This is a genomic window from Mucilaginibacter sp. KACC 22773 (assembly GCF_028736215.1).
Lineage (GTDB): Bacteria > Bacteroidota > Bacteroidia > Sphingobacteriales > Sphingobacteriaceae > Mucilaginibacter.
The window spans coordinates 2,224,928-2,249,546 of sequence record NZ_CP117883.1; the positions used below are offsets into that span (position 1 = coordinate 2,224,928).

16 protein-coding genes are annotated in these 24,619 nt (G+C 42.7%); 15 read left to right on the plus strand and 1 reads right to left on the minus strand.

What is annotated here, in order from left to right; all coding sequences use genetic code 11:
• The first annotated feature begins 594 nt into the window (after positions 1 to 594).
• The 8 genes from PQ469_RS09665 to PQ469_RS09700 all read left to right on the plus strand — a co-directional run bounded on the left by PQ469_RS09665 (position 595) and on the right by PQ469_RS09700 (position 10,855).
• The gene (locus tag PQ469_RS09665) at positions 595 to 1,698 is read left to right on the plus strand and encodes a twin-arginine translocation signal domain-containing protein (protein ID WP_274212768.1); all 1,104 of its coding nucleotides are present in this window, start codon (positions 595 to 597) and stop codon (positions 1,696 to 1,698) included.
• A 120-nt stretch (positions 1,699 to 1,818) separates the two neighbouring features.
• Entirely contained in the window at positions 1,819 to 3,240 is a 1,422-nt protein-coding gene (locus tag PQ469_RS09670) for an alpha-L-fucosidase (protein ID WP_274212769.1), read from the plus strand.
• Positions 3,241 to 3,419: 179 nt separating this feature from the next.
• Positions 3,420 to 5,468, plus strand: coding sequence for a BatA domain-containing protein (locus tag PQ469_RS09675; protein WP_274212770.1), 2,049 nt, complete (start codon positions 3,420 to 3,422; stop codon positions 5,466 to 5,468).
• A gap of 28 nt (positions 5,469 to 5,496) precedes the next feature.
• Positions 5,497 to 6,747 (plus strand): dihydroorotase, encoded by a 1,251-nt coding sequence (locus PQ469_RS09680; protein ID WP_274212771.1) that lies wholly within the window; start codon positions 5,497 to 5,499, stop codon positions 6,745 to 6,747.
• A 6-nt stretch (positions 6,748 to 6,753) separates the two neighbouring features.
• A complete protein-coding gene (locus tag PQ469_RS09685; RefSeq protein WP_274212772.1) occupies positions 6,754 to 7,422 on the plus strand; it encodes a hypothetical protein in 669 nt (222 codons plus the stop codon).
• 30 nt (positions 7,423 to 7,452) lie between these two features.
• On the plus strand, positions 7,453 to 8,028 hold the full coding sequence (locus tag PQ469_RS09690) for a DUF4199 domain-containing protein (protein ID WP_274212773.1): 576 nt from the start codon (positions 7,453 to 7,455) through the stop codon (positions 8,026 to 8,028).
• A gap of 204 nt (positions 8,029 to 8,232) precedes the next feature.
• On the plus strand, positions 8,233 to 8,790 hold the full coding sequence (locus PQ469_RS09695; RefSeq protein WP_274212774.1) for a DUF4199 domain-containing protein: 558 nt from the start codon (positions 8,233 to 8,235) through the stop codon (positions 8,788 to 8,790).
• A gap of 724 nt (positions 8,791 to 9,514) precedes the next feature.
• Positions 9,515 to 10,855 (plus strand): OmpA family protein, encoded by a 1,341-nt coding sequence (locus PQ469_RS09700; RefSeq protein ID WP_274212775.1) that lies wholly within the window; start codon positions 9,515 to 9,517, stop codon positions 10,853 to 10,855.
• Between the two features lie 127 nt (positions 10,856 to 10,982).
• Here PQ469_RS09700 and PQ469_RS09705 read toward each other — a convergent pair whose 3' ends face one another.
• On the minus strand, positions 10,983 to 12,014 hold the full coding sequence (locus tag PQ469_RS09705; RefSeq protein WP_274212776.1) for a LacI family DNA-binding transcriptional regulator: 1,032 nt from the start codon (positions 12,012 to 12,014) through the stop codon (positions 10,983 to 10,985).
• 291 nt (positions 12,015 to 12,305) lie between these two features.
• Between PQ469_RS09705 and PQ469_RS09710 the strand changes: the two genes are divergently transcribed.
• From PQ469_RS09710 to PQ469_RS09740, 7 genes are all read left to right on the plus strand, one after another.
• The gene (locus tag PQ469_RS09710) at positions 12,306 to 13,961 is read left to right on the plus strand and encodes a glycoside hydrolase family 28 protein (protein ID WP_274212777.1); all 1,656 of its coding nucleotides are present in this window, start codon (positions 12,306 to 12,308) and stop codon (positions 13,959 to 13,961) included.
• Complete coding sequence (locus PQ469_RS09715) at positions 13,961 to 14,959, plus strand: pectinesterase family protein (protein ID WP_274212778.1); 999 nt, start codon at positions 13,961 to 13,963, stop codon at positions 14,957 to 14,959. Before PQ469_RS09710 ends, PQ469_RS09715 begins: the two co-directional genes overlap by 1 nt.
• An 8-nt stretch (positions 14,960 to 14,967) precedes the next feature.
• Positions 14,968 to 16,869: a glycoside hydrolase family 88 protein gene (locus tag PQ469_RS09720; RefSeq protein WP_274212779.1), complete on the plus strand. Its 1,902-nt coding sequence runs from the start codon at positions 14,968 to 14,970 to the stop codon at positions 16,867 to 16,869.
• Between the two features lie 21 nt (positions 16,870 to 16,890).
• The gene (locus tag PQ469_RS09725; RefSeq protein ID WP_274212780.1) at positions 16,891 to 18,360 is read left to right on the plus strand and encodes a tagaturonate reductase; all 1,470 of its coding nucleotides are present in this window, start codon (positions 16,891 to 16,893) and stop codon (positions 18,358 to 18,360) included.
• Between the two features lie 33 nt (positions 18,361 to 18,393).
• Positions 18,394 to 20,046: a UxaA family hydrolase gene (locus tag PQ469_RS09730; protein WP_274212781.1), complete on the plus strand. Its 1,653-nt coding sequence runs from the start codon at positions 18,394 to 18,396 to the stop codon at positions 20,044 to 20,046.
• A 32-nt stretch (positions 20,047 to 20,078) separates the two neighbouring features.
• A complete protein-coding gene (locus PQ469_RS09735) occupies positions 20,079 to 21,638 on the plus strand; it encodes an MGH1-like glycoside hydrolase domain-containing protein (protein WP_274212782.1) in 1,560 nt (519 codons plus the stop codon).
• A gap of 215 nt (positions 21,639 to 21,853) precedes the next feature.
• Positions 21,854 to 24,619 (plus strand): alpha-d-galacturonidase, encoded by a 2,766-nt coding sequence (locus PQ469_RS09740; protein WP_274212783.1) that lies wholly within the window; start codon positions 21,854 to 21,856, stop codon positions 24,617 to 24,619.

Sequence of the window (24,619 nt, forward strand, 5' to 3'; positions counted from 1 at the left end):
GTAAGATTTTAGAAGGGTGAAGCCGCTGCCGCGAGCTTCCAGCTCGTGGTTAATCATGTTTGCAGCTTTCAGCTGCATTTGGTTGATTGTTTTTCTATCAGCTACAAGATCAGCATATCGAGATTAACAATAAAGCGATAGAAGTTTGCGCCGCTTCCGCGAGCTTCCAGCTCGTGGTTAATCATGTTTGCAGCTATCAGCTACATTTGGTTGGATTGTTTTCTATCAGCTACAAGATCAGCATATCGAGATTAGCAATAAAGCGATAGAAGTTTGCGTCCTAAATTCGGCTGAAAGCTGAAACTATATAGCCCACGGGCTGAAAGCCCGCGGGAGCTGGGGTTTTGTTGATTATGTAATATTTGATAATTAGCAGGTATATTTTATTTGTACATACAAATAAGAAATCAGATATTAGAACTTGTTTTAACCAATTGAGCAATGATAAAGCCAACCGCATTAAGAAGCTGTTCGGATACTTGATACTAACTACTTGATACTATTTTATTAACCAGATAAGCACCTATTGAAAAAGTCGACTGCGTTCCGCAGCTGTCTTGATACTTGATACTTACTACTTGATACTATTACATTATGGAAAGAAGGAATTTTATAAAAAACTCGGCCATCGCATCGGCACTGGTGGCTGCTGCCCCGGTAAATAGTTTTGCTATTTTGCACAAGGACCTACAACCCGATGACCAGACCATAGGGCAGGGTGGATACACCTACAAAGCCGACAAAGGCTGGGCAAAAATCAGTGTAAACAGCCATCCGCTGGCCAATTGCCACGAAATGGTCCAGGACAGTAAGGGGCGTTTGATCATGCTGGGCGACCATACCCAAAACAACATCCTCATTTTTGACAAATCGGGCAAACTGCTTGATTATTGGGGCACCGCATTACCAGGCGGCCATGGGCTAACCATCAGCAAAGAAGGGGGCGAAGATTTTTTACTGTTGACTGACTGCGGCTGGGCAGTTGATAAAACAGGCAACTCGTACGGGCAATCGGGGCAGGTGCTTAAAACCACTGTTGATGGTAAGCTGATATTTGCCATTGGTCACCCACGTACCATTGGTGTTTATAAAGATAATGAACCCTTTAAACCAACTGAGACGGCGGTTGCCCCCAACGGCGATATTTATGTGGCCGATGGTTACGGATCGGATTATATTATTCATTACGATAGCAAGGGGCAGTATATCCGTCATTTCGGCGGGCATAATAATGCCAATAAGGATCATAACCTGGTGAACGCGCATGGCATCACGGTAGATACGCGCGACAAAAATAATCCTACGCTCATTTGTACCTCGCGCGAAGAAAACTGCTTTAAAGTATTTACCATGGATGGTAAATTCATTAAGCGTATCGATATGCCGGGCATGTATGTTTGCCGGGCGGTAATTGACGATCAAAATATTTACGCCGGTGTTTGCTGGAGCAAGGATGCCAGCGGTAACCGGTTTGATTATTCGGGCTTTGTAACCATTTTGGATAAAGACAATAAAGTGGTATCAAACCCGGGCGGTGCCGCGCCTGTGTATAAAAACGGTGTTTTACAGCCTACTTTACAAGCGTCGAGCCGCATTTTTCAGCACGGTCATGACGTTTGTGTTGATGAAGATAAAAATGTTTATGTATGCCAATGGAATGCTTATCATACGGCTCCGGTGAAATTAACAAGGGTGTAAGTTAATCAGGTATATAGTCAATATCGTTGAATAATATGCCAATATGAATTCAATTTTAATTACCTGTTTTTAACAATCTTAGCTACCTTCAAACACCTTACTAAATTAATTTAGCTAACTATGATTAACAGTATTACCAAAACAAAATTAATCCAGTTTTTAATAACCGCGCTAATTTTAAGCGTAACCAATGTAAACGCTCAAAGCGTTTCAAAAAAACAGTTGCCGCTTTCAGAATTACAGCAAAAATTTGTCGACCTGCGTTTCGGCATGTTCATTCACTTTAATATACCAACTTACGAGAACGCCGACTGGCCTGATCCTGAAACACCCGCATCGGAGTTTAACCCTAAAAAACTGGATTGTGTGCAATGGGCAAAGGCAGCAAAATCGGCCAATATGAGCTATGGTTGTTTAACTACCAAGCACCATAGTGGTTTTTGCATCTGGGATACCAAAAGCACCGATTACAATGTGATGAACAGTCCGTTGAAACGCGATGTGGTTAAAGAGTATGTTAAAGCTTTTCGGGATGAAGGCTTAAAGGTGATGCTGTACTACTCTATTTTAGATACACATCACAAACTGCGCCCTAATATGATCCAGCCAAGGCATATCGAGATGATCAAAAAGCAGATAACCGAGTTGCTTACCAACTACGGCCCGATAGAAGCTTTGATCATTGACGGCTGGGATGCACCATGGTCAAGGATATCTTATGACGATGTCCCTTTCCAGGAAATCTATCAGCTGGTAAAATCATTACAACCAAACTGCCTGATGATGGATTTGAACGGCGCCAAATACCCGGGAGATGGTTTGTATTACACCGATATTAAAACCTATGAAATGGGTGCCGGCCAGCGTTTATCAAAAGAAACCAATAAAATGCCGGCCTTGGCTTGCCTGCCAATACAGGCTAACTGGTTTTGGAAAACAGACTTCCCAACAACACCAATCCGCGATGTAAATAAATTTGTTAATGAAACCCTGATCCCGCTTAATAATGCCAGCTGTAACTTTATCCTGAACGTAGCGCCAAACACCGATGGTTTGATGGACGATAACGCGCTTGCCGGTTTAAAACAAATAGGGCAGCTATGGAAAAATGAAGGCCCGGTAGGCAAATTAGGCGAAACAGGCCCGCCGATAGTATCGCACAACCTGGCTAAACACGCGCCGGCCAACTCAAGCTGGAGCGATGACTCCGAGATTATGGATTTTGCCAACGATGATGATTTTAGCACCGTGTGGCAGTCGAACCCAAGGGTAAAAAATCCATGGTACGAGGTTACTTTAAAACCAGGCCAGCCTTTTAACACGGTGGTGATATTTGAACGCAAACCCAACATTAAAAAATACAAGCTGGAATACCTTGATGGTGCCACCTGGAAAACAATATTTGAAGGCGAGAACCTAAGCCGCGTTAAAGTAAACCGCTTTGCCCAGGTAAAAGGCGACAAAGTACGCATGTCTATCGAAACCTATGATAATGCGCCAAGTATAGCGGAATTCCAGGTTTATAATGAACCGAAATTGTAGATGTGCAGATTTCAGATTACAGATGTGCAGATGATGTTTGAAGGATTAGTTTGCAAATTTCAGATTTACAGATGATTATAAAACGATTGCCTCATGCCAAATACATGAGGCAATTTTTGCTTTTTGAACATCTACACATCTGTAATCTGAAATCTGCACATTTTTCACTTCATTTGTAAATGCACTTCATCTATCCGGCTTTTTTATTTGCATTACTTACGTTAGCTATCCCGGTAATTATCCACCTGTTCAACTTTCGGAAGTTTCAGAAGGTTAATTTTAGCAATGTTCAGTTTTTAAAAGAGATACAGGAGCAACAATCGTCCCGCCGTAATTTAAAGGAGCGTTTGATTTTGGCTTCACGGTTATTGGCTTTGTTTTTTTTGGTGCTGGCTTTTGCAAGGCCTTTTATCCCCGGTCAAAATTCTGCGGGTGCGGGCAGGCAAAATGTAGTGAGTGTTTTTGTTGATAATTCATACTCCATGCAAACCCTTAACCGCGAGGGTTCATTATTGGACGATGCCAGGCAAAAAGCTAAAGAGATAGCGTCGGCATACAATATAAATGATCGTTTTCAATTGCTTACGCAGGATTTTGAGGGCAAGCATCAGCGCCTGCTTAGCCGCGATGAGTTTAATGACGCGGTAGACCAGGTAAAGATTAGCCCACAAAGCCGAAAATTGCAGGAAATTATTGGCAGGCAGCAAAGTTTACTGTTAGCCCGGCCCGGCACTACAAAAGCTGCCTATATTATATCTGATCTGCAAAAAAACATGGCTGATAAGCCGCTGAAAGCCGATAGTAGTATCGCTTACAGTCTCATCCAGCTTAAAGCCGGTAACCTCTCAAACGTAACTGTTGATTCTGTTTGGCTGCTCAGCGCCATCCATCGGCCCGGCGAAAGTGAGAAGCTGGTGGTGCGCCTGCACAATTACGCCGGAGAAAAGGCAGAGAAGATCCCTTTAAAAGTATTAATTAATGGCGAGCAAAAGGCACTGGGCAGCTATACCGTTGCTGCACGCGCTGTACAAAACGATACCTTGTCGTTTATGGGCCTGCAGGCAGGCTGGCAGCAGGGCGAAGTGCAATTACAGGATAACCCCATTACCTTTGATAATAAATTCTATTTCAGCTTTAACGTGGCACAACAGATGCCTGTTTTGCTGATTGATGCAGGCATAGCCAACCCATACCTGAAAGCCGTTTTTGCAGCCGATGTTTTTTTTAAAACCAGGAACGTGCCTGAGGGTAATGTTGATTATGGGGCTTTAAGCACTTATCCTTTAATTGTGCTAAGCGATATTAAAGCGATATCTACCGGATTGGCGCAGCAGCTGAAAACTTATGTTTCCAAAGGTGGTACGCTGGCGATTTTCCCCTCGGCCAATGCCGATCTGGCTAATTACCGGCTGTTCCTGCAGGGCATGAATGCCGCTTACCCCGAAAAGTTAATAACCGAAGCAAACAAGGTATCCGGCCTTAACCGCCAAAGCCCGGTATTCAAAAATGTATTTGAAAGTTTTCCTCAAAACCCCGATTTGCCGGTGGTAAAAAAATATTATCAGTTAAGTGCTGCCCATGGCGTTGCCGATAACCTGATGACGCTTACCGGCGGCCAAACTTTTTGGGCCGGCTATAACAGCGGCAAAGGCAAAGTTTACATAGCTGCTGTTCCCTTAGATGAAGAATTTAGCAATTTGCCCCGGCATGCGTTGTTTGTGCCGGTATTGTTCAGGATAGCTTTATTAAGCGGCCATGACCTGCCGCTTTTTTACACTTTAGGGCAGGATGAGGCTTTAGAGATTCCGCCGGTGCAAATCGCCGAAAAACAATTGCTTAAATTGAGCAAGGGGGAACAAAGTATTATACCAGATGTAAGGCAGCAGGAGGGTAGCACGTTGTTGTATGTATCCGATCAATTACATGAACCCGGCATTTATACTTTAAAAAAACAAGACAGCACCCTGGCGGCGCTGGCTTTTAACGATAACAGGAGCGAATCGGATATGAGTTACCTCGACGCCGCGGCTTTAAAAGAAATTATGCCAAAGTCAAGCGCCTTAATTACAGGAGGTAACGCCTCATTAAAAGGTATTGTTGCCGAAACAAATTTAGGTACACAATTATGGAAACTTTGTATAATTTTGGCATTGATTTTTCTGGCTGCCGAAATTGTGCTCATCAGGTATTTTAAACCGGGTGTCGCGGTAGTAAAACACCCGGTTTAATCAACAAAAAATCCTTAAAGCGGTGCTAATGAATTTGCTTATCAAATCTGCCACTATCCTTGATCCCGGATCGCCCTTTCATCAACAAATTGCCGATATTTTAATTGAAAACGGAGTTATCACCCGTATTGCTGACGATATTGAAGCTGATGCTAAGTTAATTGAAGCAGAAGGCAAATACGTTTCGCCTGGCTTTTTCGATTTAAACTGCAATATAGGCGAATTGGGGTTAGAAACAAAGGAAGATATAGCATCGGGTACGCAAGCCGCCGCCGCCGGAGGTTTTACCGGCGTGGCTATGATGCCTAATACCGCAAACCCGGTGCACTCCAAAGCCGAGGTTGAATACCTCATTAACCGTTCAAAAGGTAATTTGGTAGATGTTTACCCTTTAGGTACCATATCGCACAAGCGGGAGGGGAAAGACCTTGCCGAGATGTATGATATGTTCCTGAGCGGTGCCAAAGCTTTTACTGATGGTAACCGCCCCGTGCAGGATGCCGGTTTAATGGAACGTGCTTTACTGTATGCGCAAGGTTTTGATGCGATGGTATTCTCGTATCCCGAAGATACCGCTATTGCAGGCAAGGCCAAGGTGAATGAAGGCGAAATCAGTACCCTCTTGGGCATGAAGGGAATCCCCTCATTGGCCGAAGAACTGATGATAGCCCGCGACCTTTACCTGGCCGAGTATACCGTGTCCAAAATACATTTCAGTACCATATCAACTGCCCGTTCTGTAGAGCTTATCAGGGAAGCCAAACGAAAGGGGCTGGAGGTTACCTGTGATGTCGCCGCACACCATTTGATACTTACTGATGAAGCATTATTGGGCTTTGATAGCCAATACAAGGTAAAGCCACCCTTACGTACCAGGGATGACGTAAAAGCGCTTATAAAAGGCTTAAAAGACGGCACAATTGATGCCATTGTATCGCAGCATACACCGCACGAAATCGAATTTAAAGATGTGGAATTTGAAGTGGCAGCTTATGGTATGGTAGGTTTTCAAACTGTATTACCGCTTGCGCTTAAGGCCGGCTTGCCGGTTGAATTGCTGGTAGAAAAACTGGCTATCAATCCACGTGAAATACTTGGGGTAGCTGTGCCTGTAATTGCCGAAGACGAAAAAGCCAACCTGGTGCTTTTTGATATTGATACGGAGTGGGAGTATAATAGCAAGAGCAATATGTCAAAATCAATAAACTCGCCCTTTATTGGCGATACTTTAAAAGGAAAAGTGCTGTTAACATTTAACAACAAACAAATATCTAAATAGAAAAACATGATAGATCCAAAAATAGAAACTGCCTTCCAGGCGGCCTTAGAGGCATTTTCTAAATATAACAGCTTTGATGCAACAGTACTAACCGGCGATTTTGGGGATGTTTTTATATCCGATGAAGATTTCCTGACCAAAGTTGACGCTTTGGACGAGGTATTTGACAATAATCCACAGGTGGAGGTATTGCGCGAGGTGTTTTTTGATCTGTTGATGATCAACTTTTTTAGCGCTGATGTTAAAAAGCTGGAAGAAGATTACCTGGATACCCCCGAATGGGAAGATATTGAGGAACAGACCCTTGACCGTGGTACCGAACTGCTAAACATGCTCCTGTACCTGAACGAGTGCGAAGATGAAGATATTGAGCCCGAACTGGAAGACTATTTAAAAGAATTTTTGTTGGTTGATGAAGACGAGTTTCAGGATGAGTACCGCATTTATGAGCCTATAATAGCTAACCAGATATTGATGGAAAGCCCTGTTGAAGAAATTGCCAATGTAGCCAGCAGCCTGCCCGAAGATTCTGAGCTGGCCGAACTGTTTTACCCGGTAATGTGTTTTTTCCAGAATATCGATCCATCGCCGGAGGCAAAAGCTATTATAGCTGAAAACGCATTGGAAGCTGATTTCGATATGGCTGTTTTAGAGATCCTGATCAATTTTCAATAGACAATTAGGTTGCCTTAATTACACGCAAGCATGAGCGAAGACATAAACAGAAGAATAAAAGTACAAGGATTAATCAACGGGTTGATTTTGGGGGGGGTGTTGTCTGTTGTAAGTATCATTTATTTTTATTTTATGATACTGGTGGCAAAAACAGCTGTTACAGTGACCGTTGGCTCGGTGCTGTTTTCGTATGTATTGCCAATAGGGATAGCTATTTTGTTTTGCATGAGCCTCAGAAAAAAGATAGGAGGGTACTGGAATGTCCGGCAGGCAACAACCGGTATTTTTATCATGTTTTTTGCTTCGTACTTATTGGTGTTTATAATTAAAGACAATGTTTTTGCCAAAGTTATTGAGCCTGATATGCTGCAAAAAACTGAGACAGCAATGATTACCGCGTTAAATAAACTGAAAGCCGAAAATCCTGCAAATGCTAAGGATGTGGACGCTAAAATAAGCGACATGAAAAAAGCATTAGAGGGAGAAAAAAACATCACGGTTGGGCAGCAAATTCAATCATTAGGAATCAGTATTATATTCCTGTTTGTGTTAGCATTAATTTTCGCTGCATTTTTTAAAAATGAACAACAGCAATATAGTTCATGAGTCAATGATGCATCAGCTTAATTTATAAGTATATATGATTTTTACAGGCCTTTTCTCACCCGGAGAGGCCTGTTTTAATTTGGTGCAATTGCCAACACATGTGGATGATTTACCAATAGGTGTATTAAATATATTTAGCCGGACTTAGCTGATTTCTAAAATATTAGTTAATTTAGAGAAACAAAAAAATAAACCTACAATCTCATGGAAGTAAAAAAAGCAAGTCCATCTGCCCCGGCAATAAAATGGGCACTAATTGGCCTGGTTACATCAATAATTATTACGTATGCTATTCAATTTTCAAATCTCGATCCCAACTCTGCCGTTAAGTACATAGGGCTGATTCCTTTCTTTGGTTTTTTATTATTAGCTCAAAAAGAATACAGAGAACAACTTGGCGGATTTATGACTTTTGGTGAGGGTTTTTTGTCGGGTTTTTTGTATTCCGTTTTTACAGGTATCCTATCGGCCATATTTCTTTATTTATATTATGCCATATTAAGCCCCGAAATGGTGGAAAAGATGGTAGCCTCCACACAATCTCAACTGGAGGCAAAAGGAATGTCGCAGGAACAAATTGATACCGCACTGAACATAACCCGTAAATACTTTGCGGTGATAGGTGCCGTTAGCACTGTTTTCATTTCGGCTATAATGGGAGTAATCGGAGCTCTTATTGGTGCAGCTATATTTAAAAAAGAGCGTTCTCCGTTTGATACTCCAGGATATAACGACCCGGAGCCGCTTGATTCACCCGTGTAATATGATACAACTGATCTTATAACAATTCAACAGGCCTTTTCTGAACAAGAAAGGCCTGTTTTGCTTTCCAGATTTTATCGGGACACATATTAACGAGGCCTTCAAAAAATGCCAGGGATATCAATATAGAAAAGACAGAGGGTAAAAGTATTATTGATTAAAATTTAAAGGCAGCGGCTTCAAGTTTTGCCTCCTGCAATCAGAAACGCGGTTATTATACCGGCGTTTTTTATACCCTGATATTGCTCCGACTTGTGATAATTTACCGCTCACCGCACTATCTTCAGGACAGGAATGCCGTTTATTAAGGAACTGATTGCAGAATGACGAAAATAATGTATCCTAATATAGACAGTTTATGTACTTAAAATAAAAATAATAAATCGGGGGCTTATTGTTTTTTTGCAATCAGCTTATTTTTTTAACTAAAATTATGCACTTAAGCCGCATGGCCCTTGTTGATATGTTATTTTTTTGAATTTAAAAGTGCAACTTTTTGTTTTTGGCGTTCTTTTTGCAAAACAGCAAAATAACAAAAGGGGTAAATAGGTCGAGAAAATGTTAAGGTTAGTTGACCAGTTATTTAAATGAAAATTCAACCAAAGGTGTTTTTAATTTCATAACTATAAATCAATTTTCCTTTTTCGAAACAATTTGCTTCTTAAAAAGTTATAGGTGATTATAAAGCCTTTTGGAAGGCTTAAAAAAACAACAACAAACAACTATGAATTACTCTACATTAAAGAAAACAGTCGCATTATCGTTTGCGTCTTTGATGGTTGTAGGTATGGCTAATGCCCAAACCGATTCCACCAAAACAACAACTACAACAATGTCTTCTGAGACTTCTACCGCCAAGGTATTTGGTGGCATTGGTCAGTACAACACATTCAGCATTGGCGTAAGTGCCGGTATTACTGATGGGCTTGTTCCGTTTACCATTAACACTACTAACAAATTTAAAGCTGATTTAGGCTATGGCGTGTATTTAAGACAACAATTATCACACACTTTTAGCTTGCAGTTAGATTATTTAGGTGGTAAAGTGCATGGTATTGACAAGGACGGCACTGAAAAATTTGGCTACACCGAATACAAAACTTCGTTTAATTCAGCTGCGCTTAGTGGTGTTTTTAACATTGCAAGCGTTAGCTTCCTGCATCGCAAAAACAGTGTTAACTTTTATGGTTCTGCCGGTTTAGGTTTAGATATGTATAAAGTTAAAGAAAATACTCCCGTTGGCGGTAGCCCTGTAACTAATCCATGGGGCGACAAAACCATTAAAGAATTATTTGCTCCGGTTGGTGCAGGCGTAAAGTTCAGACTGTCTGACGCGTTAGCCTTAAATTTAGGTTACACTATTAGCTTTGTACAGGGCTATAACTTTGGCGCTATTCATACCTATCCGCAGTTTAGCCACTACTCTTATACCTATGGTGGTTTAGAGTATACTTTTGGCCCGAAAACCAAACAGAACCTAACATGGGTTAACCCGGTTGCTCAAATGTATGACGAATTATACGATGCAGCTTTACGCCAGGAAGTTGAAGCTTTAAAAGGCCGCGTTACCAATGTGGAAACTGCGGTTAACGACCTGAAAAAAGATTCGGACGGTGACGGTGTTGCCGATCAGTTTGACAAATGTCCAGGTACTGCTGCAGGCAGCGTAGTTGATGGTTCTGGTTGCGTTATCGTATTCCCTAAACCAGATTCAACGCTGGCTGGTGGTAAAGTGGTTGGTACCGCTTACTCAAACATCCAGTTTGAATTTGACAGCTCGGTATTGCGCACTTCATCTTACCCTGTATTAGATGCTACATCTGCAGACTTACGTGCATCTGGTGCTAAAGTTGAGGTTGATGGCTTCGCTTCATCTGAAGGCACAGCTGCTCACAATCTTTCTTTATCAAAAGATCGTGCTAACTCGGTAAAAACTTACCTGGTTAACTCTGGTGTTGATGCCAAGAAGGTAAAAATTAAGGGTTATGGCGAAACCATGCCAATTGCTGATAATTCAACTGAAGAAGGACGTGTATTAAACCGTCGCGTTCAGTTCAAAAAGTAATAGTCTTTAATTAAATATTATTTGCGAAAGCCCCGGATAACCCGGGGCTTTTTGCATTTATACAAAAAGCAAGTCGGTTTGAAGCGAACGGAGCTCCCACTTGTTTTATTTTATAAGAAAGTGATTGTTATTTTAATTTTTGCGACGATAATCTTTCAATTAACTGTGTATCCACCCGCTCGGTCGTAAATTCTTCAACGGGCCATTTGCTCTCAATGGTTTTTATAAGTAGTTCAGTTGCTTTTTGGCCTATCTGGAATGCAGGCTGGCGGACTACGGTAAGTGGCGGATCAAATAAATCAACAACATCCGAATTGGTAAAACCAGCCAGCGCCAAATCGTCGGGTACTTTTACGCCCATTTTTTTTAATATCGACATGCAATTAATGGTCAGCCTGTCGCTGCCGATAAAAATGGCTTCGGGCCGGTCATCCATAGCTAACAATGCTTTTACCGCAAATTCAATTTCATCGTGTATCATTCCGCCATGCTCGCAGTTTTTTAAATAACCAGGTTTAAATTCGATGCCGTGCTTATCCAGCGCGGCTTTAAACCCGTTGAGCCTTTCAACTGTTATCGATAAGTTATTTGAATTGGTTAGGTGCGCTATCTTTTTAAATCCGGATTTTATTAAAAGCTCCGTAGCATCAAATGCCCCTTTAAAATTATCAGCAACAACCCTGTGTGTGTCAATATCTGCGGCAATTCTGTCAAAAAATACAATAGGGAATCCTTTTTCATGAAGATATTTATACTGCGATGTATCTGTGGTTTGGGCAGATAAAGAAACCAGCAACCCATCAACATGCCTTGAAAGCAAATGTTGTACGTTAACTGTTTCCCTGTCAAACGATTCGTGGGTTTGCGTAATAATGACGTGGTAACCAAGGTTATATGCAATAGATTCGATACCATTGATGGCTTGCGAGAAATAGTCGTTCGCCACTTCGCATACCACAACACCAATTGAATGGCTTTTTTGATCTTTAAGACTTAAGGCAATAGGATTGGGGCGGTAATTCACCTTCTCGGCATACTCCTGAACGAGTTTTTTAGTTTCAGCGCCAATTTCATAGCTGCCCTTTAATGCCCTCGATACGGTGGAGGTGGATACGCCCAAAGCCTTTGCAATGTCTTTAATGGTATAGGATTCAAACATAATTTGGTTCTCTGATCGTGCAAATTACGGCAAGATCAAACGTTTTCAAATATTAAGAAATTATTTTACGACTAAGTTATCGTAAAAACTGGGATTTTGTCGTGTTTACCCATAACTCTTAAAATCACGCAAACGTTACTGGGAACGATTGCGTGGTTTTAGTTGGTCAATTCCTTTTTTTTATAGTTAAGAGCCGTTAATCTTGTTTAAGAATTTTACATAGCGCCGTCAGCAGCGTTGCCTATTTTAATTCGCTACCAATTAAGGCGTAAAAAAATTAGCTATAAAAGCATGTCGTTAATAAAAGTATCATTTAGTGTTGCGGTCTTATTTGCGACCGGTTTACTAACTGCATTTGCACAGGGCCCGCCGTATTCTTGGCAGCATTTGCCCCATGTAGATGTACCTGTATTTAAAAAAGATACCGTTAATATTTTAAGTTACGGCGCAAAGCCCGATGGCATTACATTAAATACGGTTAATATTAATAAAGCAATTGCTGCCTGCAGCAAAAAAGGTGGTGGGGTAGTGCTTATTCCGCAGGGTTTATGGTTAACGGGGCCGTTGGTATTGCAAAGCAATGTAAACCTGCATGTAAGCAGGGCGGCGTTGCTCCAGTTTACCGATGATAAAACCCAGTATAAATTAATTGAAGGCAATTATGAAGGGCATTCCGCCGTGCGTAATGAGTCGCCTATATCGGGTACCAATCTACAGAATATTGCTATTACCGGCGATGGAATCATTGATGGGCATGGCGAGGTTTGGCGTGCCATCGGCAAAGACAGGCTTACCGAAAACGAATGGAAAAAGCTGGTGGCAAGCGGCGGTGTTGTAAGCGAAAACGGCAAATCATGGTATCCATCAGAAGGCTTTATGAAAGGTGTTAAAACACCGGGTGCCGGTGTGCTTGGGCAAGGGAAAACCATCAAGGATAATGAAGCTATGAAGGATTTTTTCAGGCCGAATATGTTGGTGCTTACCAATTGTAAAAACGTTTTGCTGCAAGGTGTTACGCTTCAAAATTCACCGGCATGGGATATTCATACTTTGTTGTGTCAACACCTTACCGTGCAAAATGTGCGTGTAAGAAACGCATGGAACGCACAGAATGGTGACGGAATTGATGTGGAATCATGTAAAAATGTGCTGATTGAAGGCAGCACATTTGATGCCGGCGACGATGGCATTTGCATCAAATCCGGTCGTGATGAGGAGGGCCGTAAAAGGGGCAAACCAACCGAAAATGTTATTGTAAGAAACAATGTTGTTTACCGTGCGCATGGCGGCTTTGTAATTGGCAGTGAAATGTCGGGTGGTGCGCGCAATATTTTCGTATCCGATTGCACATTTATTGGTACCGACATCGGCCTAAGGTTTAAAACTACCCGTGGCAGAGGTGGGGTGGTAGAAAATATTTTCATCAAAAACATCAGCATGAGAGATATACTTCATGAGGCTATACTTTTTGATATGTATTACGGCGGCAAATCGCCCGGAGAAGCAGATGAGGTTAACGACCAGGAAAATTTCCCGGTAACAGAAGCCACACCCGCGTTCCGCAATTTTTATGCGAACAATGTAGCCTGCAACGGTGCCGAAAAAGCCATTATGATACGGGGCCTGCCCGAAATGAGCATTAAAGGCATCCACATTGAAAACAGCATATTCAAAACAAACGATGGTATTGATATTATTGAAGCGCAAAACATCAGCCTGAAAAATGTGCACCTTGAGTGTGAAAACACCAGCCCGCTTATTAATATTAAAAACGGTAGCAGCATTATACTTAGCGGCATAAGGTATAACCAGGCGCAATTACTGCTTAAAATAGCAGGCAAAAAATCGGCGCAGGTACAGTTGTTAAATACCGATGCCTCAAAGGCTAAAAATAAAGCGGAGTTTGGTCCAGGTGCCGATGATAGCTCACTTATAACAGCAAAATAATGAGGAAATTATACCTGCTGATATTGATCCTGATGATGCCTGCCATGCTGCAGGCACAGGCTGTTACCTATCCCAACCGTTTTACGGTGGCGCAGGATGGCAGCGGTAACTATAAAACCATACAAGAGGCCGTAAACGCCGTGCGCGACCTGTCGCAGCAACAGGTGTCCATCTTTATAAAAAAAGGGGTATATCACGAAAAACTGGTTATCCCATCATGGAAAACCAGGATCTCTTTAATTGGCGAGGATAAAGAGCACACCATCATCACCAATAGCGATTTTTCAGGGAAGCCAAATCCGCAGGGTAAGGATGCTTTTGCTAAGGATACTTTCACCACTTATACCTCATACACCGTTTTAGTACAGGGTAATGATTTTACCGCCGAAAACCTTACCATAGCCAATGCTGCAGGGCAGGTTGGACAGGCCGTAGCCCTACATATTGAAGGCGACAGGTGTGCCGTGATCAACTGCCGTTTGCTGGGTAACCAGGATACCCTTTATGCCGCTACAGAAGGCAGCCGCCAGCTTTATAAAGATTGCTATATTGAAGGTACCACCGATTTTATTTTTGGCGAAGCAACAGCAGTATTTCAGCATTGTGTTATCAATAGCCTTAAAAACTCATTTATTACAGCCCCCGCCACAACCCCGCGCCAACAATTTGGCCTTGTGTTTTTTGATTGTACGCTTGTCGCTGCAGATACCAGCGTAAATAAAGTTTACCTCGGCCGTCCGTGGCGCCCATATGCAAAAGCTGTTTACATTAATACAATTATGGGCAGCCATATACTCAAAGAAGGCTGGGATAACTGGCGTAACCCCGAAAACGAGAAAACCGCTTTTTTTGCCGAATACCAGTCAAAAGGTAACGGGGCAGATGTAAAAGGACGTGTATTGTGGTCGCACCCGTTGAGTGCTGCTGATTTTGAAAAATATACTATAAAAAATATCCTGGCCGGCAACGATAACTGGGATGTTTCATCCATAAAATAACCTTAAAAATGAAGAAGATCTTTTTGTTGTTTGCCATTCTCTTGCAAGGATTATTGCTTCGGGCGCAGGAACAGCCCTGGTCTCAACGCATGGCTGCCACAGTTATGCATATCTGGAAAGATTCGCTGCCCGGTGGCAATTGGTCGTACGACCAGGGCATAGTTTTGCAGGGAATGCAAAGCGTTTGGCAGCAAAGCGCCAACGGCGAGTATTTTAGCTACATACAACGTGCCGCCGATAGGTATGTTAATACTGACGGCACTATCCGCACGTATAAAGCGGATGATTTTACCCTCGATAATATTTTAGCCGGCCGCAGCCTCATCATGCTTTACCGGGTTTTAAATAACCCAAAGTATTACAAGGCGGCCATTCTGTTACGTAAACAGATAGACAAGCAACCCCGTGTCCCCGAAGGCGGTTTCTGGCATAAAAAACGGTACCCAAACCAAATGTGGCTGGATGGCCTGTATATGGCCGAACCTTTTTATGCAGAATATGCCACGGAATTTCACCAGGAGAGTGATTTGGATGATATAACCAGCCAGTTCGTCCTGATGGAGAAGATGGCCCGCGATGCTAAAACCAGACTGTTGTACCATGCCTGGGATCAAAGCAAAAAAGAACGCTGGGCTAACCCCCAAACGGGTTTATCTGCATGTTTATGGGCCAGGGCCGATGGCTGGTATATTATGGGCCTGGTTGATGTGCTCGACCAGTTGCCTTTAAATCATCCAAAACGCGCGCAGTTGCTGGCTATTTTAAACCGATTGGCCGTGGCTATAACTACTTACCAGGATAAAGAAACCGGGTTATGGTACCAGGTGCTGGACAAAGGCGCTCAAAAAGGGAATTATTTGGAAGCATCAGCGTCCTGTATGTTTGTATATGCTTTGGCTAAAAGTGTGCGGGAAGGCTACCTGCCTTCAAAATACTTGCAACCTGCACAAAAAGCCTATGACGGCATTATAAAACAGTTTATTGAAACGGATGCGGCCGGGCAGGTAAATATAAAAGGAACCTGTGGTGCTGTTGGCGTGGGTGGGCAACCATACCGTGATGGAAGCTATGAGTATTATACCGGTGTAAAAACCATCACCAATGAAATCAAGGGCGTTGGCGCTTTTATGCTGGCCAGTGTAGAAATAGAAAAGTTAAAAACGCTGATCTCAGGCAAGGGTAAAATAGCCTTGCTGGATAGCTATTTTAATGACGAACACCGCCAGGATATTACAGGCAAAACAATGCCATTTCACTATAAATGGGAAGAGTGGGATAATAATGGCATTTCGTTTTTTGGGCAGGTATTTAATAATTACGGCTTCCGTACACAAACTTTGAATGAGGAGCCCAATGCATTAAATCTGAAAAAAGCAGCAGTGTATATAATTGTTGATCCGGATATTCCGAAAGAAAACCCACAGGCCAAATATATACTCGAACCTCACATTAAAGCCATAAGCGATTGGGTTAAAAACGGAGGCGTTTTATTGGTGCTGAATAATGATACTGGTAATGCAGAGTTTACGCATCTTAACCAGCTGATGGCAAAGTTTGGTATCAGTTTTAACAAAAACAGCATTAACCATGTAGCCGGCCGTGAGTTTGAGCAGGGCGCAATAAACATACCGGCCGATAATAAGATATTTAAAACAGCAAAAAAGGTGTACATCAAGGAGCTTAGCACATTAAACATAAGCGCCCCGGCTGTAGCACAATTGATTAATAAAAATGATATCATAGTTGCCACCGCTAAATATGGCAAAGGGGCTGTGTTTGCTGTAGGCGATCCATGGTTTTACAACGAATATGTAGATGGCCGGAAGCTGCCCCCGCAATTTGAAAACATTAATGCCGCTAACGACCTGGTAAGCTGGGTGGCCAGGCAGATTTTATCAAAAAATAAATAATCATAAATACCCCAATAAAACATGATCTTATCAAAGTATAACCTTAAAAGAATAAACGTTGAAGGCGTTGAAGTGCCCGCCGAACATTTGTTTGAGCTCCCCGAAAAAGTATTGCAGTTTGGTACCGGCGTATTATTAAGAGGATTGCCCGATTATTATATTGATAAAGCTAACAGGGCAGGGATTTTTAACGGAAGGGTAGTTGTGGTTAAGTCGACAGATACCGGTACCGTTGATGATTTTGGTAAACAGGATAATTTATACACCATTTATTCAAAAGGCATTGTAAACGGCGGGCAGGTAAGTGAGCAGCTGATTTCGTCGGCAATAAGCAGGGTGCTTTCGGCAGCTAATGAGTGGGACGAGATTTTGGACGTGGCCAGGAAACCTAAATTAAAAGTAATCATATCCAACACCACCGAAGTGGGCATTAAGCTCGTAAAAGAAGATGTGCGGAAACATCCGCCGGTTTCATTTCCCGGCAAGCTCTTAGCCGTTTTGTATGAGCGTTACATGGCTTTTAATGGTAGCCCGGATAGCGGTCTGGTAATTATCCCAACCGAGCTTATTGTTGATAACGGTAAAAAACTGGAAGCAATTGTATTGGAGCTGGCCCATTTGAACAAACTGGAACCCGACTTTATGGATTGGCTGGAAAGTAGCAATAGTTTCTGTAATTCATTGGTAGATAGGATTGTGCCTGGTCGGCCGGATAATGCATCGAAAGATGAATTAGAGAGCAAGAATGGCTATACCGATAACCTTGGTATTATGGCCGAAACCTATAGTTTGTGGGCCATTGAGGGCGATGATAAAATAAAAGAAGTATTATCATTTGGCCAGGTGGATGAAGGCGTGGTAATAACACCTGATATTGAATTATTCAGGGAGTTAAAGTTAAGGTTACTAAACGGCACACACACGCTGTGCTGCGCTTTTGCTTACCTATCGGGATTTAAAACGGTTAAAGAGGCAATGGATGATGCACAGTTTACAAAGTTTATTACGCAGCTGGTGTTTGATGAGATCAGGCCTGCTATCCCCTATAAAATTGACGATGCTGTAGCTGCTGATTTTGCAAACAAGGTTTTGGATAGGTTCCGCAATCCGTATATCAGGCACGAGTGGTTAAGCATCTCGGTACAATACTCCACTAAAATTAAAATGCGTGTTATTCCGTTATTATTAAACTATTATAAATTAAACAACACAGTACCGGCATGCATGGCAAAGGGTTTTGCCGCCTTTATCCGTTTTATGCGTGTTAAGGCAGGGGATGAGGGGCAATATACCGGTACCATCAACAATGAGGAATATAAAGTTACAGATAGCCAGGCTGGCTATTTTGCAAAGGTGTGGGAAAAACCGGATAGCGATGCTGTAATTCAAAACATATTAAAAAATAAAGATTTGTGGGATGCCGACCTGGATATTTTACCAGGCTTTACTGTAGCTGTGATTGAGCAGTTTAACCAGGTGAATAAAGGATAAACAGATTGCTGCACTAATTAAAAAATTAAAACGATGAAACAACGGATTATAAAAGTACATCCTGCCGATAATGTACTGGTAGCACTGACCGATTTGCAGCCAGGTGAAGAGGTTGAATATAAGGGGAATAGTTATAAAGTACTCGAATTTATACCCGCCAAGCATAAGTTTGCAATTGCCGATATTCCTCAAGGCGGCGAAATTATTATGTACGGGGTTTTAGTAGGTAAAGCGCAAAGCCCTATCCCGGTTGGTGGTTTGTTATCTACCGGCAATGTAGTACATGCGGCCAACAGCTTTTTAACCGGCAGCAGCCATACCGACTGGCATAAACCGGATGTAAGCAAATGGCAAAACCAAACCTTTAACGGCTATCACCGGGAGGATGGTAGCGTGGGTACCGCCAACTATTGGCTTGTGGTACCAATGGTGTTTTGCGAGAACCGTAATATTGAGGTATTACAGGAAGCGTTAGTAAAGCCTTTGGGTTACGGACGTAAAAAAACATATGAAATAAAAGCGCAGCAGTTGATAGGCATGATTAAAGCCGGCGGCGAGATCAATGAAGTGTTGTATACCGAAATTGATGGCGATACAGCCCAGGCAACCGGTAATAAGCTGTTTCCTAATGTTGATGGTATTAAATTTTTATCGCATACCGGCGGTTGCGGAGGTACCCGGCAGGACTCAACCACCTTGTGCGGGTTGTTGGCGGGTTATATTACCCATCCTAATGTTGCGGGGGCTACAGTACTAAGCCTGGGATGCCAGAATGCCGAGGTGAAGACGTTGCAGGAAGAGATCAGTAAGCGTTCGCCAAACTTTAATAAGCCATTGTACATACTGGATCAGCAAAAAACCGGCAAGGAAGCCGACCTAATGGAGTTGGCCATTCGGCAAACTTTGGCTGGCTTAATGCAGGCCAATACAAACGTTCGTAAGCCGGCACCATTAAGTAAACTCGTTATAGGATTGGAATGTGGCGGCTCAGATGGTTTTTCGGGTATCTCGGCAAACCCCGCTATCGGTTACACGTCCGATCTGCTGGTGGCGCTGGGTGGTTCGGTTATCCTGGCCGAGTTTCCTGAACTGTGCGGTGTTGAACAGAACCTGATTGACCGCTGCTTGGATAAAAATAAAGCCGAACGTTTTGCCAGCCTGGTAAGCAGCTATAGCCAGCGCGCCGAAGAAGCAGGCTCTGGTTTCTATATGAACCCATCGCCGGGCAATATAAAAGATGGCTTAATAACCGATGCTATTAAATCTGCCGGGGCTGCAAAAAAGGGCGGTACATCGCCGGTGGCAGATGTGCTTGATTATCCCGAAAAAGTTACCAAACCGGGTTTGAATTTGCTTTGTACCCCTGGTAACGATGTTGAATCAACCACAGCCGAAGTTGGTTCGGGAGCTAATATAGTTTTATTTACAACCGGTTTGGGTACGCCAACCGGCAACCCGATAGCCCCTGTTGTTAAGATCGCCACAAACACCACTTTGTTTAACCGGATGAGCGATATCATCGACATTAATACAGGTACCATAGTAGAAGGCGACGAAACAATTGAACAGGCAGGCGAAAGGATCCTTGACTACGTAATTAAAGTAGCCGGCGGAGAAATTGAAGTAAGCGCAGTAAGGCATGGCCAGGATGATTTTATCCCATGGAAAAGAGGTGTATCCTTATAAATATATTGATAAGCTATGGTTGAGGTGAGAGTATGATCAGGAGAGTTTTTACGTTCAGTTTTATAACCGTTTTGCTTTCTTTTGCAGCAGATAGTGCTTATGCGCAGCAAAAGCCGCTGTTAGGCTATAATAAGCTAAAAACCTATGTAAGTTACTTTAATGCAATAGATACCGAGACGGTAAAGAACTATGTAACCAATGATGGTGCTTATGGTTGGATGGCCAAAAACATACCACTGTTTGAATGTCCCGATTCGGCCATCCAAAAAATATATTATTACCGCTGGTGGACGTTCCGTAAACACCTGAAACAAACACCTGATGGCTTTATTTTTACAGAGTTTATTACGCCGGTAAGTTTTACAGGTGTTTACAACAGCTCGAGCAGTGCGCTTGGTCACCAGATTTATGAGGGCCGCTGGCTGCATAATCCTCAATATATAAACGACTATATCAAATTCTGGCTCTATGTTGATCCAAAGCAAAAGAAACCTCATTTGCACGCTTTCAGCAGTTGGATTGATGATGCCGTTTATAATTATTACCTGGTTAACCTCAATAAAAATTTTGTAGCGCAGGTAATACCTGCTTTAAATACCGATTACAGCCAATGGGAAACCGAAAAGCAACTACCCTCAAAACTGTTCTGGCAGTTTGATGTAAGGGACGCCATGGAAGAATCTATCAGTGGCTCGCGAAAAGTAAAGAACAAGCGCCCCACTATTAACAGTTATATGTTTGGTAACGCTATGGCCCTATCAAAAATGGCCGCAGTGCTGGGCGTCGACTCGCTTAAGAATAAATACAGCCAAAAGGCATCTGAACTGAAAATATTGGTACAGGATAGCTTATGGAACGATACTGCTTCATTTTTTGAGGCACGCAGACCCGATGGAAGTTTGGCCGGCGCCCGTGAGGAATTGGGGTTTATCCCATGGTATTTTAACCTGCCCGATGATAAACCTGCTTTTGCCAAACAATGGGATCAGTTAACTGATGATAAAGGTTTTAATGCACCATGGGGTATTACCACAGCCGAAAGACGCCACCCCCTGTTCCGCACACATGGTACCGGGCATGGCTGCGAGTGGGATGGAGCAGTTTGGCCATTTGCTACTACCCAAACCCTAAAAGGACTGGCAAATTTGCTTACCAATTATCAAAACAAAGGCAGCATGACCCCAGCTGTTTTCTATAATGAACTGCGTAAATATGCCCTATCGCACATAAAAAGAGGGGTACCATATCTCGGTGAGTACCAGGATGAAAAAACCGGCTATTGGCTTAAAGGCGATAACCCGCGCAGCAGCTATTATAACCACTCCGGTTTTTGCGACCTGGTGATTAACGACCTGGTTGGCTTAAAGCCCCGCGCCGATAATATGCTGGAGATTTTTCCGCTTATCCCTAAAAATCAATGGAAATGGTTTGCATTGGATAATGTGCTTTACCACGGCCACCGCATCAGTATCCTATGGGATAAAACAGGCACCAAATATCATAAAGGCAAAGGTTTTATAATTTATGCCGATGGTAAAATAATTATGCGCAGTACACGGTTTAAGCATGTATTGGTAAGGATGCCTGTTTAATTAGTAGCTTACGTTCTCTCTTTCATGGATTGCAAAGGCTGCAATAATGGTAATATCGTATAGTAGCTGGGAAAAATATCAGATGAAACTCCCATGCTATACTGATATTTTTGAATGTTATACAACCAATTAAGTTCAACCTTAATACCATCTTAACATAACCTGCTATACCAAGTCTGGCCCCTGAAATGGCTTGTAGCAAATGATGTAAAAACATGAAAATGAGAATAACCCATAGCTACATTGCGCTTCTGATACTCTTATTCAGTTGTTTTCATTCCTCATTGAAGGCTCAAGACACCAATAAAAAAATAACCATAGTACTAGCCGCAATACATCACCAACGGCTGGATTATGGCGCTCAAAAGCTAAAACTGGCTTTGCAACAAGTTGGTTATGTGGTTACTATACAGCAAAATACACAAGCGATTTCTGGTAATGCCATTTTTGTTGGGCTTTTAAACGATCCTGTAATCAAAAAAGCGTTGGTAAAGCGGTATCCCGACAGTGTCAAATTTCCTGGCAAAGAGGGCTTTATCATTAATAGTGTAAATGATGTAACCATCGTAGCAGGTGCAGATAACTCGGGTGCTTTATATGGTTGCCTGGAACTTGCCGCAAGGGTAAAAGGTGCACATGATTTGCCTGCGAAGCTGGAAATAACCGATCAACCCGAAATGGTTTTGCGTGGCACCTGTATAGGGGTGCAAAAGCCAGCATTACTACCCGGCAGGGGCACTTATGAATATCCTTATACGCCCGAAAATTTCCCCTGGTTTTATGATAAAGCACTTTGGCTGCGGTACCTGGATTCTTTGGCCGAAAACAGGATGAACTCCTTATACCTGTGGAACGGGCATCCCTTTGCTTCATTGGTAAAAGTAAAGGAATATCCATACGCGGTTGAGGTGGATGATGCAACGTTTAAAAAAAATGAGGAGATCTATCGTTTCCTGGCCAGCGAAGCCGACAAGCGTGGTATCTGGCTGATCCAGGGTTTTTATAACATCATCGTATCTAAACCATTTGCCGAAAAGAATAACCTGAAAACACAGGACAGGAACCGCCATATAGTACCCATTATTGCCGATTACACCCGTAAATCGATAGCTGCTTTTGTCCAAAAATATCCGAATGTTGGTTTACTGATCACTCTGGGTGAAGCTATGGAAGGCGTAGGGCAGGACGATATCGATTGGTTTACAAAAACTATAATCCCCGGCGTAAAGGATGGCTTAAAAGCGCTTGGCCGTACCGACGAACCGCCCATAGTACTGCGTGCGCATGATACGGATGCCCCGGAAGTGATGAAGTATGCCAAACCTCTCTATAAGAATTTATACACCGAAGCCAAGTACAATGGCGAGGCGCTTACTACCTACGAGCCTCATGGCCCCTGGGCCGACTTGCATCGCAAACTAAGCAGTATTGGTACCGTACAAATTGAAAACGTGCACATCATGGCCAACCTGGAACCTTTTAGATACGGATCGGCAGATTTTATACAGAAATGTGTACAAGCCATGCACCATGTTTATGGGGCCAACGGTCTGCACCTTTATCCCCAGGCATCATATTGGGATTGGCCTTATACTGCAGATAATACCGGTGGCCGGCGGTTATTGCAGATGGATCGCGATTGGATTTGGTACAAGGCCTGGTCGCGCTATGCCTGGAACAGCAACCTCAGCAGGGATGGCGAAATAAAGTATTGGGCAAACCAACTGGCTGCCAAATATGGCTGTGATGAGGCTGGCGGTAAAAATATTTTAGGCGCGTACGAGCAGTCCGGCGAAATAGCTCCCGAACTATTGCGGCGTTTTGGTATTACCGATGGCAACCGGCAAACCATGACATTAGGCATGTTGATGAGTCAACTGGTTAATCCTGAAAAATATGGTTTGTTCACATTACTTTATAACTCTGAAGGGCCGGTTGGCGAAATGATGAGTGAGTACGCCGAAAAGGAATGGAAGCACCAGCCGCATATCGGCGAGACACCTGTGAAAGTGATTGATAGTGTAATAACGCAGGGCCGTAAAGCTGTTGAAGCTATTGATCGTGCATCGGCACAAATAACAAAAGATAAGGCTGAATTCGGCAGGTTAAAAAATGATATGTATTGTTATAATGCGTTAGCAAACAGTTATGCCTATAAAGCAAAAGCGGCATTATGGGCGCTTCGGTATAAATATTCGGATAACATTGCCGACCTGGAAAAGGCCTTGCCTGAATTACAAACCAGCCTGGATTATTTCAAACAGCTGGTTAATCTTACCAAAGATACTTACCTGTATGCCAATAGCATGCAAACCAAACAGCGTAAAATTCCTGTTGGCGGCAATGATGCCAAAATGAAAACCTGGGTAGAACTGTTGCCTGTTTACCAAAAAGAACTGGATAACTTTAAACATAACATCGACTCGTTGAAATCGCCGCCGGTGGTAGCGAAAAAAGCTGAGAAGGTAAGCCTTACCAACGCGCAGGCAGTGATTAAAACAGGGGGTATAACCTTTTACAAAGTGAGTAACGGTGAGCAGGTATTTGCCGATACTGCAGTAGTTGTTAAAAATGCAGCTCCTGAACTGGCAAACCTGCAGGCTTTAAAATTAATGAAAGCAGATCAGCTTAAAAATGGTTCATCACTGAGCTTTACCAACGCCAAACCGGTTAAAGTATTGGTGGGGTTTTTTAATGAGAAGGATGCTAAGTACCTGCCAGAACCACAATTGGAAACCGATGCCAGCGCTAACGATTACGGCCAGGCAGATGTAAAGATTGCCAATGCCATACAGGTAGAAGGCTTACCACCGGTAAATGTGCATACCTATTCGTTTAAGGCGGGCACCAATACGCTTACACTGGGTAAAGGCGCCTGTTTAATTTTAGGTATTGTTAATGATGATGCTTATATCCCGGTTTACGATGCCGGATTGAGCAATACGGGTAACATTAAAGATTTACGCTGGTTATTTAACTAA

Coding starts and splice junctions, on each gene's coding strand:
- PQ469_RS09665 (WP_274212768.1), top strand. CDS start 595: ATGGAAAGAAGGAATTTTATAAAAAACTCGGCCATCGCATCGGCACTG.
- PQ469_RS09670 (WP_274212769.1), top strand. CDS start 1,819: ATGATTAACAGTATTACCAAAACAAAATTAATCCAGTTTTTAATAACC.
- PQ469_RS09675 (WP_274212770.1), top strand. CDS start 3,420: ATGCACTTCATCTATCCGGCTTTTTTATTTGCATTACTTACGTTAGCT.
- PQ469_RS09680 (WP_274212771.1), top strand. CDS start 5,497: ATGAATTTGCTTATCAAATCTGCCACTATCCTTGATCCCGGATCGCCC.
- PQ469_RS09685 (WP_274212772.1), top strand. CDS start 6,754: ATGATAGATCCAAAAATAGAAACTGCCTTCCAGGCGGCCTTAGAGGCA.
- PQ469_RS09690 (WP_274212773.1), top strand. CDS start 7,453: ATGAGCGAAGACATAAACAGAAGAATAAAAGTACAAGGATTAATCAAC.
- PQ469_RS09695 (WP_274212774.1), top strand. CDS start 8,233: ATGGAAGTAAAAAAAGCAAGTCCATCTGCCCCGGCAATAAAATGGGCA.
- PQ469_RS09700 (WP_274212775.1), top strand. CDS start 9,515: ATGAATTACTCTACATTAAAGAAAACAGTCGCATTATCGTTTGCGTCT.
- PQ469_RS09705 (WP_274212776.1), bottom strand. CDS start 12,014: ATGTTTGAATCCTATACCATTAAAGACATTGCAAAGGCTTTGGGCGTA.
- PQ469_RS09710 (WP_274212777.1), top strand. CDS start 12,306: ATGTCGTTAATAAAAGTATCATTTAGTGTTGCGGTCTTATTTGCGACC.
- PQ469_RS09715 (WP_274212778.1), top strand. CDS start 13,961: ATGAGGAAATTATACCTGCTGATATTGATCCTGATGATGCCTGCCATG.
- PQ469_RS09720 (WP_274212779.1), top strand. CDS start 14,968: ATGAAGAAGATCTTTTTGTTGTTTGCCATTCTCTTGCAAGGATTATTG.
- PQ469_RS09725 (WP_274212780.1), top strand. CDS start 16,891: ATGATCTTATCAAAGTATAACCTTAAAAGAATAAACGTTGAAGGCGTT.
- PQ469_RS09730 (WP_274212781.1), top strand. CDS start 18,394: ATGAAACAACGGATTATAAAAGTACATCCTGCCGATAATGTACTGGTA.
- PQ469_RS09735 (WP_274212782.1), top strand. CDS start 20,079: ATGATCAGGAGAGTTTTTACGTTCAGTTTTATAACCGTTTTGCTTTCT.
- PQ469_RS09740 (WP_274212783.1), top strand. CDS start 21,854: ATGAAAATGAGAATAACCCATAGCTACATTGCGCTTCTGATACTCTTA.